The sequence below is a fragment of the Nocardioides panaciterrulae genome, from assembly GCF_013409645.1.
GTDB lineage: Bacteria > Actinomycetota > Actinomycetes > Propionibacteriales > Nocardioidaceae > Nocardioides > Nocardioides panaciterrulae.
In genome coordinates this window covers 3,966,567-3,977,746 of sequence record NZ_JACCBG010000001.1, presented here as the reverse complement: position 1 = coordinate 3,977,746, position 11,180 = coordinate 3,966,567, and the positions used below count along the sequence as shown (strand labels likewise).

The following is an 11,180-nucleotide window of genomic DNA, read 5'->3' as shown; positions in this document are numbered from 1 at the left end:
GCTCCCGTGCGCGCATCTGTAGGGCTGCTGTTGCTGGGTGTCCTCCTCGCGGTGTCGGGTTGCTCCGGTGGCCCCGCCGACGGCCCGGTGGACTTCGAGGACCACTTCGCCCAGGTCGAGGGCGGCCAGGACGGCGCGGCGTACTTCAGCGTGCCGCTGTGCGTCCAGGACGGGCCCGCCTCGGTCAGCTTCGACAGCGTCGAGGTGCTGCACACCTCGGGCACGGACCAGCCGGTCACCGTCCGCGTCGCCTGGCCCGACGGACCGGCGTTCGACCGGCAGAGCGCCGGTCACGGCACGGTGCCGGCCGCCTACGTGCCGGTGGAGGGCGCCTCGGGCGAGGTCGGCACCTGCGGTGCGAACCGCTGGCGGTTCGCCGTGCTCGCCGTCGTCCTCCCGCCCACGGGTAGCAAGCCCATCACCGTGAAGGACCTCCGGGTCGACTACCAGGTGGCGGGCGAGTCCTACAGCGAGGTCGTGCGCGTCGGGTTCACCCAGTGCCCGCGGGGGACCGGCCCGCACGTCGACGCCGAGGGCTGCCAGCGGGGCGCGTGAGCGTCCGGGTCAGTGCGGCTCGGGCTGCGGCGGCCGGGAGCGCCGCCCCAGCGAGGCGATCGCGAGCACGATGAGCAGCGAGCCGGCCAGCCCGGCCACGCCCAGCCGTTCGCCCAGGAACACCGCCGACAGCGAGACGGCGGCGACCGGCTCGAGCAGCGTGGCGACCAGCGCCGCGCCGCTCGGGGTGGTGCGGAGGCCGGCGTACAGCAGGCCGTAGGCCAGCGCCATCGTCACCGCACCGAGGTAGACCAGCCCGCCGACCGCGACGGGGTCGGCGGTGGTCACCGGCGCGCCGCGCACCCCCGCGACGACCAGGCCGAACGCGCCCATGGCCACGCTCGCGACCACCATGGTCGCGGTGGCCAGGCTGAGCGGGTCGGTGCGGCGGCTGAGCGGCTCGCTCAGCGCCGTGGCCGCGGCGTACGAGATCCCCGCGACGACGGCGGTAAGGACGCCCAGCAGCGGGTGCGGGCCGGTGGTGCCCGCGCCCGACCCGCCGCAGACGAGGGCCAGGCCGGCAACCGCCGCGACGACGGGCAGCTGCAGCAGCGCGCGGGCGTCGCGACGGCGGACGCTGTCCACCGCGACGAGCAGCACCGGCGCCAGGCCGAGCGCCACCACCGTCGCCACGCTCACGCCGACGGCCACGACCGCGACGAAGTAGCACAGCTGGAAGGCCGCGGTGGTCAGGCCCGCGGCCACCACCCGGCCGCCGTGGCTGCGGACCAGCAGCAGCACGGCGGGGACCCGACGAGCCACCAGGGCGGCCGTGACGACGACGAGGCCGGCGACCACCGCGCGCCAGCCGCCGATGGTCAGCGCCGACAGCGGCGCGTGCCGGTGGACCAGCTGGACGAACACCCCGATCGTCCCCCAGAGCAGGCCCGCGGCGCAGACCTGGGCGAGGCCGACGCGGGCCCGCAGGTCGGTGCGGGCGGGCGGGGAGGTCTCGGTGGCCACGGTCGGCAGTATCTCCGGCACGAGACCGGCTACCGCGCCGAGGTCGGGAACCTCTAGGGTCGGCCCCATGTCGCGCCTGTTCGTCCTCGACGTCCACTACGTCGCGGACCTCGCCGAGATCGACGCCCTGCTGGAGCCGCACCGCGAGTACCTCGCGCGTCAGTACGACGCCGGCGTGTTCCTCGCCTCCGGGCGCAAGGAGCCGCGCACCGGCGGCGTCATCCTCGCCACCGGCGAGCGGGAGGCGATCGAGGCGGTCGTGCGGACCGACCCGTTCACGGTGCACGGCGTCGCGACCTACGCGATCACCGAGTTCCTGCCGACGATGACCGCCCCCGTCCTGGAAGGCCTGCGGCACCGGGCCTGACCCGACCGGACCCGGCCCGAGCGGGCGGGTGCCGGCCACGTCGCGACCCGGATCTGGCAGGCTCCGCAGCATGCCCGCCGAGACGCAGCCCTCCGAGGCCGACCGCGCCCGCGCCTGGGTGACCGAGGCGATCCGCCGGATCGAGGCCGACAGCAACCGCAGCGCCGACACCCACCTGCACGTCTTCCCGCTGCCGCGGTCGTGGGGCGTCGACCTCTACCTCAAGGACGAGTCGGTGCACCCGACCGGCTCGCTGAAGCACCGGCTGGCGCGCTCGCTGTTCCTCTTCGGGCTCGCCAACGGCGACATCACCGAGGGCACCACGCTGGTCGACGCCACCAGCGGCTCGACCGCGATCTCCGAGGCGTACTTCGCCGGCATGCTCGGCCTGGAGTTCGTCGCGGTCGTGCCGGCCGCCACCACCCGAGCCAAGCTCGACCTGATCGAGCGCGCCGGCGGGCGCTGCCACCTCGTGGAGCGGGCCGAGGAGATGTACGCCGAGGCCGAGCGGCTCGGCCGGCAGCCCGGCCACCACTACCTGGACCAGTTCGGGCGCGCCTCGGTGGTGACCGACTGGCGCGGCAACAACAACATCGCCTGCTCGATCTTCGAGCAGCTGGCCCTGGAGCGGCACCCCGAGCCGGCCTGGATCGTCGTCGGCGCCGGCACCGGCGGCACCAGCGCGACGATCGGGCGCTACTGCCGCTACCGCCGCACCGGCACCCGGCTGGCCGTGGTCGACCCGGAGGGGTCGGTCTTCGCCGAGGCCTGGCGCACGCGCAGCTGCGAGGTCACCGGCCCCGGCTCGCGGATCGAGGGGATCGGCCGGCCGCGGGTGGAGCCGTCGTTCGAGCCCGGCGTGATCGACGAGGTCCTCGAGGTGCCCGACGCCGCCTCGGTCGCGGCGACGCGGGTCGTGGAGCGGGTCGTCGGGCGTCGGGTCGGCGCCTCGACCGGCACCAACCTCGTCGGCGCGCTCGCGCTCGCGGTCCGGATGCGGGACGCCGGCCAGCCCGGCTCGATCGTCACGCTGATCTGCGACGGCGGCGACCGCTACGCCTCGACGTACTGGGACGACGACTGGGTCGCCGCCCAGGGCTGGGACCTCGCCCCCCACCTCGCCCGGCTCGAGCAGCTCCTCCAGCTCACCCCCCGTTGAGTTGGGCCCCCCACCGGGTTGAGTTGGGCCCTCCACCGGGTTGAGTTGGGCCCCGCGCCGGGTTGAGTTGGGCCCCCCACCGGGTTGAGTTGGGCCCCGCGCCGGGTTGAGTTGGGCCCCCCACCGGGTTGAGTTGGGCCTCGCGCCGGGTTGAGTTGGGCCCCCTGCCGGGTTGAGTTGGGCTTCGCGGGGGTCGTGACGCCGCGGCGCCGCCGTGACACCCGTCACGTCTCGTGACCTCGGCCACCCCGGCCGCGTTGGGCCTCCGAGACCAGGAGGCCCGATGACCCGCACCCGCCCTGCCGCCCGCGCCGCCGCCCGTGCCGCCGCCGCGCTCGCCGCGGCCGCCACGCTGTTCACCGGCGGTCTCGCCGCGGCGACCACGTCGTACGCCGACCCGGGCTCGCCGGCCCGGGCCGCCGCGGACGCCGGCCCGCGGCTCGACCTGCCCAGCGGCTGGCAGCCGCGGCCGGCCCGCTACCCGGGGACCGTGACCGAGAAGGACCTCGCGATCCCGATGTCGGACGGCACCGTCCTGCGCGGCGACCTGACCCTGCCCGCCCGCGCGGACGGCACCGCGGTGGACCGGCGGCTGCCGGTGATCGTCACGATCACCGCCTACAACAAGTCCGCGCAGGGCTCCTCGGGGCTCGCCGGCGCCGACCCGGGCTACCTGGTGCGTCGCGGCTACGCCCAGCTGGTGGTCGACGCCCGCGGCACCGGCAGCTCGGAGGGCAGCTGGGACGCGTTCGGCCCGCGGGAGAACAGGGACGGCAAGGAGATCGTCGAGTGGGCGCACTCGCGCCGGCGTTCGTGGAGCAACGGGCACGTGGGCATGAGCGGCCCGTCGTACATGGGCATCAACCAGCTCTTCACCGCCGCCCAGCACCCCCGGGGCCTCGACGCGATCTTCCCGCAGGTGCCGGCCGGTGACGTCTACCGCGACGTGGTCGCCTCCGGCGGCCAGATCGACGTCGGGTTCATCCCGCTGTGGCTGGGCCTGGTCACCGCGACCGGGGTGGTGCCGCCCGCCACCCTCGGCAGCGACCCGCAGTCCGGGATCAGCACGCTGCTGGACCACCTCTCCGGCGCGGGCACCTTCACCGCGCCGCTGCTGCTGGACGCGGCGCTCGGCGGGGACGCGGCGTACGACGGGCCGTTCTACCGCGAGCGCTCGCCGCTGCGGGTGATCGATCGGGTCGACGTGCCGACGTTCCTGGTCGGTGGCGAGTACGACCTGTTCCAGCGCGGCACGCCGATGCTGTTCGAGCACCTGCAGCGCAACGGCGTGCCGACCCACCTGATCGTCGGGCCGTGGAACCATCTCCAGGGCTCCTCGGGCGAGGGCGTCGCCGACGCCGGCTACGGCACGCTCCCCGAGCTGCAGCTGCGCTGGTTCGACCACTGGCTGCGCGGCCGTCGCGACCCGGGGCTGGACCGCGACATCGCGCCGGTCACCCGCTACGAGCTCGGCAGCGACCGGTGGCGGACCACCGACCGGTGGGTGCCGGCCGGCGCCCGGGCCCGCAGCTACCGGCTCTCGGGCAGCGCCACCACCGGTGGCGAGCACGGCGTCCTGACCCGGGGTACGGCGAGGCCCGGCACCGCCGACGTGCTCCCGGTGCCGGTCTCGGGGCTGTGCACCCGCTCGGCCGACCAGTGGACCGCCGGCCTGCCCAGCGCGGTCTGGGCCGACAACCCCTGCTTCACCGACAACGCGCCCGACGACTCCTCCGGCGTGGTGTTCGAGACCCGGCCCGTCAAGCACGCCGTGCACCTCGCCGGCCCGATCGACGCGCACCTGTGCACCTCCAGCGTCGGCGGCGACGGCATGCTCTCGGTGGCCGTCGAGGACGTGGCCCCCGACGGCACCGTGAGCCGGCTGACCGGCGGCTGGCAGGTGCTCTCGCAGCGGGCGCTCGACCGCTCGCGCACCCGCTACCTCGACGGCAAGGTGCTCCAGCCGTTCCACCCGTTCACCCGCGCCTCCCGGAGGCCGGTGGCGGACGGCCGGGTCGTCCCGGTCGACGTCGAGGTCTTCCCGACCACGGCCGCCATCGAGCCGGGCCACCGGCTGCGGATCGCGGTCCAGGCCTTCGACGTGCCGCACCTCGCGCCGAGCGCCACCGAGGCGCCCGGCTCGCTCACGGTGATGACGCTGCACGCGTCCGCCCGCTACCCCTCGGAGCTGACCATCCCCTGGGTCCGCGGGCGCTGACCCGCCCCCGGAGGCCGATTTCTCGCCGCGGAGCGCCTCCGGTACATTCTGCGGCGGTGACGTGTCCGAGCGGCCTAAGGAGAACGCCTCGAAAGCGTTTGTGGGTGCAAGCCCACCGAGGGTTCAAATCCCTCCGTCACCGCCAATGGGTTCCGGCGAAATTCGGAGCCCGGACCGACGAGAGTCGGTGAGAGCCGCCTCCGGCCCGAGAAATCGGGACCGGAGGCGGCTCTCCTCGTTTCCGGAGGCGTTCGCTGGTCCCTGGGCGCGCCTCCGGGCCGGTCCACAGCGCCTTCCGGGGGCAGTCTCGATGTCAGCCGCCGCCGGATCCGGCTAGCGTGACCGGACTCGTCGGCAGGCTCGCCGGGAGCCCGGCGTACCGACCCCGCCTGACCTGCCCGTGGCCCGGTTGCCCCGGGTCCCCATGTTCCGTTCAATTGTTTGGACTCGAGCCGGTCTACTGGCCGGTAACCCCCCAAGACTCGAGCAATTGAACGAGTCGCCGAGCCCGCCACGGTCGACCGGGCCGGTCCACAGCACCTTCGCCCGACCGGCGACGTGATGGCGCTCATCCAAGCCGCGACCACTCGATAGCAGGTGGGCGAGCTTCCTACCGGGTGCGTCGTCCGAACCGGGCGAGGCAGTGCCACACCTTCTTGATGGACTGCGGGTCATGAACGCCTGCGCGTGCGGCGTCTCCGAGGATGCCGGGGGTCAGTTCGTCACCCAGTGACCGAGCCAGCTCGACGATGTGGGAACCCCGATAGTCCGGGTCGAAAGCCGACGGGGAGGCCGTGAAGCCTGGATGGAACTCCACCGCGCAACCCAGCCGGCGAGCGGAAGCCTCAACCTCGGTGCCCTGGAAGCACGGGTCGAGCACAACCGCTTCAACGTCCGTGCCGAACCGAACCGGTCCGTGCACCTGCGCCTCGACACAGTCGTCGAGATCGTCGAACCCGGACCCGTCGGCCAGGGCGCACAGGTGCGGCAACAGATCAGCCGCCCCGAAGTCAGTGGGCTCGTGCACCGAGTCCGGAAAACAGAACGTGGACCGCTCGACCACCTCGGCGCGAAGACGCACGTACGACGAGCCGAACCTGATCGCCCCGCCGTAAGGGTCGGCTCGACGATTCCAGGCCCCGTACACCGGCCGCTCGGCTCCCGGGACGCCGTCGTACCGGCCAGCGAACAGACGGCTCTCCCAGTGCCAGCGATCCCCACCCACGAACGCGGTGAGCCCGCCGTTGGAGATGCCGGTGGCGAACTGCGACCGGTACATGCCCGTCTTGGCCATCGACTCGATGACCATGCCTCCCTCGTGAGGCCAGTTCGGGTGGAACTGCAGCGTGAGCGTCACCGACGGCACCACGCCTCGCCAGCGCGCCGCCTCGAGCGCACCGACGAGCGGCCACGGACCATGGCGGCATGCTAGAGGGCGGCGTGCCTTGCTGCCGGGTCCAGCTCGAGCTTCATGCCGACGTGGGTGGCGGTGAACCCCAGCGCCTCGTAGGCGCGGTGGGCGTCGGGTCGGCCCGCATCGGTGGTCAGCTGGACGAGTCCGCAGCCGCGCTGGCGGGCCTCTTCCACGGCCCAGCCGAGCAGCGCCCGCCCCAGCCCTGTGCCGCGCCGGTGGGAGGCGACCCGGACCGCCTCGATCTGGGCGCGCTCGGTGCCCGCGCGGACCAGGTGGGGCAGGAAGGACAACTGCAAGGTGGCCGCGATCTCGCCGTCGTCGAGGACCACGAGCCGGTGCCGAGGGTCGGCTCGGATCGCCTCGAACGCGATCCAGTACGACGCGGGCAGCGGCTCGGCGGCCTGTTCGCGTGCCCGACCGAGGGGATCGTCGGCGTACAGCGCGACGACGGCCGGCACGTCTCCCTCACGGGCATCCCGGATCTTGCCGGCCCAGTCGGTCTCGGTCACGCGGTCATCCTTCCAGGCGGCCGGGGCCCGGCCGGGGATGATGGACGCGTGAGCGGATCGCGACCCCGTCCCGGGCTCTCCCGGCGCGGACTGCTGGTGGCCGGTGGTGCCGTCGCCGGCGTGGCGGTCGCCGGCGCCCTCGGCGTCGAGGAGGAGGTCCTCCCGGGACGCGGCTGGCTGCACCGGACGCTCGGCCTCGACGGGCCCGACGGCACCGTCCCCGACGTGCCGCCCGGACCCCTGACCAGCGGGTCCTTCGTCTCCCCGGCCCGGCTCGGGCAGCGGGTCGGGTGGAGCATCGCGCTGCCGCCCGATGCCCCGGACCACCTGCCCGTGGCCGTGGTGCTGCACGGCCGCGGGGGCGACCACACGTCGGCGTTCGCGCCGGACTACCTCGCGCTGGGCAGCTTCCTCGCGGCGGCGGTGGCGGCCGGGAGCTCGCCGTACGCCCTGGCCAGCGTGGACGGCGGCGAGGCCTACTGGCACCCGCGTGCCAACGGCGACGATCCTCAGAAGATGGTGCTGCAGGAGTTCCTGCCGCTGCTGACCCGGCACGGCCTCGACACCCGCCGCCTGGGGTTCCTGGGCTGGTCGATGGGCGGGTTCGGCTCGCTGCACCTCGCGGGCACCCTCGGCGCGCGCCGGGTGGCAGGCGTCGCGGTCATGAGCCCGGCGCTGTGGCACGACTACGCCGACACCGCACCGGGCGCCTACGACGACGCCCGGGACTTCGCGGCGGTCGAGGTGATGACCCGCCGGTCCGACCTCGACGGCATCGCGCTGCGGGTCGACTGTGGGGAGGAGGACCCGTTCTACGCGTCGACCCGGGACTACGTGGCGGGCTTCGCCGAGCGTCCGGCCGGCGGCTTCGAGCCCGGTGACCACGACATCGGCTACTGGCGGCGGAGGGCGCCGCGCGAGGTCGCGTTCCTGGGTCGCGCGCTGGCGGGCTGACCAGACGGGCTGCTCAGACGGGCTGCTCAGACGGGCCTGGCGCACGTCACCCGGGTGGCCGTCACGTCCGGGTGACGCCCACCCGTTTCGCCGGCGAGACCTTCAGACGTGGGTGCGGTTGCGGCCGCTCATGCCCTCGGCTGTGCCGATCAGCAGGACCGCCGCGACCACCGCGAGGACGAAGCCGAGGATGTTCAGCTCCCAGATGCTGCCGGTGCCGAGCAGCCAGGCGATCGTGCCCCCGATGAGCGAGCCGACCAGGCCCAGACCGAGCGTGGCGAGGATGCTGAGGTTCTGCTTGCCGGGCTTGATGAGGCGGGCCAGCGCGCCGATGACCAGCCCGGCGACGAGGAATCCGATCATGCCCCCAGCCTAGGTCGGCCCCGGGCGCGAGGCCCGGGGTAGGCCGGCCACGACCCGTGTTAATCTACGAGCATTAGGGAAACGCCAACAGAGCATAGGGGACGGCGTGGCACGCAGTGGACTGACCGCCGAGCGACTGGTCCGGGCCGGGGCCGAGCTGGCCGACGAGGTCGGGTTCGACGAGGTCACCGTCTCGGCGCTGGCCCGCCGGTTCGAGGTGAGGCCCGCGAGCCTCTACTGGCACCTCGCGAGCTCCCAGGAGCTCAAGACCCGGATCGCGCTGCTCGCGCTGGAGGAGCTGGCCGACCGGGCCGCGCTCGCGCTGGCCGGCCGGGCCGGCCGGGACGCCCTGGTCGCGCTCGGCGACGTCTACCGCGACTACGCGCGCGAGCACCCGGGGCGGTACGCCGCCGCGCGGTTCCGGCTCGACCCCGAGACCGCCGCCGCCAGCGCGGGCGTCCGGCACGCCGAGATGAGCCGGGCGATCCTGCGCGCCTACGACCTGGCCGAGCCCGACCAGACCCACGCGGTCCGGCTGCTCGGCAGCGTGTTCAACGGCTACGTCACCTTGGAGTCGGCCGGCGGCTTCGACCACAGCACCCCCGACAGCCAGGCGTCCTGGGAGCGGATCATGGACGCGCTCGACGCGCTGCTCCGCCACTGGCCCGCCCCCACCGGCGTCCCCACTGGCGCCCCCAACGTCGACACAGGAGACCGACCCGAATGATCACGACCCCGATCACCCCCGACCTGCTGCGCGGCGCCGCCGAGCTGGAAGACACCGGCCGCGGCCTGCTGCCGCACCGGCTGCCGGCGTGGGCCCGCGCCCAGTGCGCCGATCCTCAGCTGGCGATGGCGGAGTCCCAGCCCTCGGGGGTGCGGCTGGCGCTGCGCACCCGGGCCACCGTCGTCGAGCTCGACACGCGGCCGCTCAAGCGGGTGTACGCCGGGGCCCCGCCGCGCCCCGACGGCGTCTACGACCTGCTCGTGGACGGCCGCCTCGCCGGCCGGGTCACGGCCGCCGGCGGCGACACGCTCGAGATCGAGATGGCCACCGGCGCGGCCGAGCACCGGCCGGGGCCGGTCGCCACGGTGCGCTTCGCGGGGTTGCCCGATCACGTCAAGGACGTCGAGATCTGGCTGCCGCACAACGAGACCACGCAGCTGGTCGCCCTGCGCACCGACGCCCCGGTCGAGCCCCTCCCGGCCGCGGGTCGCCCGGTCTGGCTGCACCACGGCAGCTCGATCAGCCACGGTTCGGACGCCGCCAGCCCGAGCACCACCTGGCCGGCCCTCGCGGCGTCGTACGCCGGGGTGGAGCTGGTCAACCTCGGGCTCGGCGGCGGCGCGCTGCTCGACCCGTTCACGGCCCGGGTGATGCGGGACACCCCCGCCGACCTGATCAGCGTCAAGATCGGCATCAACGTGGTCAACACCGACCTGATGCGGCTGCGGGCCTTCGCGCCCGCCGTGCACGGCTTCCTCGACACGATCCGGGAGGGCCACCCCACCACGCCGCTGCTGGTCGTCTCCGCGATCTACTGCCGGGTCCAGGAGCAGACGCCCGGCCCGCTGGCGTTCGACCCCGAGGGGCTCGCCGCCGGACAGCTGCGGTTCCGGGCCACCGGCGACCCGGCGGAGGTGGCGGCGGGCCGGCTGACGCTCACGGTCATCCGCGAGGAGCTCGCCCGGATCGTGCGCGAGCGCGCGGTCGCCGACCCGCACCTGCACCACCTCGACGGCCTGGAGCTCTACGCCGCGGCCGACTACGCCGAGCTGCCGCTGCCCGACGAGGTGCACCCCGACGCGGCGACGCACCGGCGGATCGGCGAGCGGTTCGCGGCGCTCGCGTTCGGCGCCGGGGGACCGTTCGCCGGTCGACGGTCAGCCGGGTGACCTTCGTCCCTGCCCTGGGCGGCCGCGCCTCGCTCGAATGGAGGCACCACCCACGCACCCCGGGAGACCCCATGCACACCACCACCTGGTCGGTCGAGATCTTCATCGGCGAGCACGAGGACCACACCCACGCCGAGGCCCGGCTCACCACGGCGAAGTCCGGGCGCGAGCTCTCCGGCGAGGGCACCGCGCGCCGCAACCCCAGCGACCCCGACGTCCCCGAGATCGGCGACGAGCTGGCCACCGCCCGCGCGCTGTCCGACCTCGCGCACAAGCTGCTCGAGACCGCGGCCGACGACATCGGCTCGATGACGCACGAGCGGGTGCACCTCTACCGCTGAGCGACCGCCCGGACGCACAGGAGCCGCCCCCGCCCGGTGGGCGGAGGCGGCTCCTGTCGGGAGGCCGGTTCAGGCCTCGGAGGTCACGAGCCGGCGACGGCCTGCTTGAACGCGGTCGCGGGCTTGAAGCCCGGAGTCGTGGTCGCGGCGATCTGGATGGTCGCACCGGTCTGCGGGTTGCGACCCTCGCGGGCGCTGCGCTCGCGGGGCTCGAAGGTGCCCAGGCCGGGGATCTGGATCTTGTCGCCACCGGCGACGCCGGCGGTGATGGTGTCGACCACGGCCTTGAGGGCGCGGTCGGCGTCGGCCTTGCTCAGGTCGGCGGACTCGGCGATGGCCTGGACGAACTCGTCCTTCTTCATGGGTACTCCTCTTGATCTGTCAGGTCGGAGCGCCGGTCCCGGCGCCCCGGAGGTCACGTCTGCGGGCACACGCTACGCG

13 protein-coding genes and 1 tRNA gene are annotated in these 11,180 nt (G+C 74.3%); 9 read left to right on the top strand and 5 right to left on the bottom strand.

All coding sequences use genetic code 11. The features are described 5' to 3' along the window. The first annotated feature begins 6 nt into the window (after positions 1-6). Entirely contained in the window at positions 7-555 is a 549-nt protein-coding gene (locus BJZ21_RS18970; protein WP_179665183.1) for a hypothetical protein, read from the top strand. A 9-nt stretch (positions 556-564) separates the two neighbouring features. Here the strand turns inward: BJZ21_RS18970 and BJZ21_RS18965 are convergent, their stop codons facing one another. Then, positions 565-1,518: a DMT family transporter gene (locus BJZ21_RS18965; protein WP_218851560.1), complete on the bottom strand. Its 954-nt coding sequence runs from the start codon at positions 1,516-1,518 to the stop codon at positions 565-567. A 67-nt stretch (positions 1,519-1,585) separates the two neighbouring features. Here BJZ21_RS18965 and BJZ21_RS18960 point away from each other — a divergent pair, with 67 nt between their 5' ends. The 4 genes from BJZ21_RS18960 to BJZ21_RS18945 all read left to right on the top strand — a co-directional run bounded on the left by BJZ21_RS18960 (position 1,586) and on the right by BJZ21_RS18945 (position 5,407). Continuing rightward, positions 1,586-1,885, top strand: a complete 300-nt coding sequence (locus BJZ21_RS18960) for a YciI family protein (RefSeq protein ID WP_218851559.1) — start codon at positions 1,586-1,588, stop codon at positions 1,883-1,885. A 70-nt stretch (positions 1,886-1,955) separates the two neighbouring features. Further along, the gene (locus BJZ21_RS18955) at positions 1,956-3,044 is read left to right on the top strand and encodes a PLP-dependent cysteine synthase family protein (RefSeq protein WP_179665181.1); all 1,089 of its coding nucleotides are present in this window, start codon (positions 1,956-1,958) and stop codon (positions 3,042-3,044) included. Positions 3,045-3,327: 283 nt separating this feature from the next. Then, the gene (locus tag BJZ21_RS18950) at positions 3,328-5,262 is read left to right on the top strand and encodes a CocE/NonD family hydrolase (protein WP_179665180.1); all 1,935 of its coding nucleotides are present in this window, start codon (positions 3,328-3,330) and stop codon (positions 5,260-5,262) included. A gap of 55 nt (positions 5,263-5,317) precedes the next feature. Continuing rightward, positions 5,318-5,407, top strand: a tRNA-Ser gene (locus BJZ21_RS18945). 465 nt (positions 5,408-5,872) lie between these two features. Here the strand turns inward: BJZ21_RS18945 and BJZ21_RS18940 are convergent. Together BJZ21_RS18940 and BJZ21_RS18935 are read right to left on the bottom strand one after the other, a co-directional pair. After that, positions 5,873-6,619 (bottom strand): DUF3626 domain-containing protein, encoded by a 747-nt coding sequence (locus tag BJZ21_RS18940; protein ID WP_179665179.1) that lies wholly within the window; start codon positions 6,617-6,619, stop codon positions 5,873-5,875. Between the two features lie 71 nt (positions 6,620-6,690). Next, entirely contained in the window at positions 6,691-7,185 is a 495-nt protein-coding gene (locus tag BJZ21_RS18935; RefSeq protein ID WP_179665178.1) for a GNAT family N-acetyltransferase, read from the bottom strand. 48 nt (positions 7,186-7,233) lie between these two features. On the opposite strand from BJZ21_RS18935, the gene BJZ21_RS18930 reads away from it, so the two are divergent. Next, on the top strand, positions 7,234-8,139 hold the full coding sequence (locus BJZ21_RS18930; protein ID WP_343052225.1) for an alpha/beta hydrolase: 906 nt from the start codon (positions 7,234-7,236) through the stop codon (positions 8,137-8,139). A 102-nt stretch (positions 8,140-8,241) separates the two neighbouring features. Here BJZ21_RS18930 and BJZ21_RS18925 read toward each other — a convergent pair whose 3' ends face one another. After that, a complete protein-coding gene (locus BJZ21_RS18925; protein WP_179665177.1) occupies positions 8,242-8,502 on the bottom strand; it encodes a GlsB/YeaQ/YmgE family stress response membrane protein in 261 nt (86 codons plus the stop codon). 106 nt (positions 8,503-8,608) lie between these two features. Between BJZ21_RS18925 and BJZ21_RS18920 the strand changes: the two genes are divergently transcribed. From BJZ21_RS18920 to BJZ21_RS18910, 3 genes are all read left to right on the top strand, one after another. Further along, a complete protein-coding gene (locus tag BJZ21_RS18920; protein ID WP_179665176.1) occupies positions 8,609-9,229 on the top strand; it encodes a WHG domain-containing protein in 621 nt (206 codons plus the stop codon). After that, entirely contained in the window at positions 9,226-10,398 is a 1,173-nt protein-coding gene (locus BJZ21_RS18915; protein WP_179665175.1) for an SGNH/GDSL hydrolase family protein, read from the top strand. Before BJZ21_RS18920 ends, BJZ21_RS18915 begins: the two co-directional genes overlap by 4 nt. 71 nt (positions 10,399-10,469) lie before the next feature. Continuing rightward, positions 10,470-10,739, top strand: a complete 270-nt coding sequence (locus tag BJZ21_RS18910; RefSeq protein ID WP_179665174.1) for a DUF1876 domain-containing protein — start codon at positions 10,470-10,472, stop codon at positions 10,737-10,739. An 83-nt stretch (positions 10,740-10,822) separates the two neighbouring features. Here BJZ21_RS18910 and BJZ21_RS18905 read toward each other — a convergent pair whose 3' ends face one another. After that, entirely contained in the window at positions 10,823-11,101 is a 279-nt protein-coding gene (locus BJZ21_RS18905; protein ID WP_179665173.1) for an HU family DNA-binding protein, read from the bottom strand. Positions 11,102-11,180: the final 79 nt, after the last annotated feature.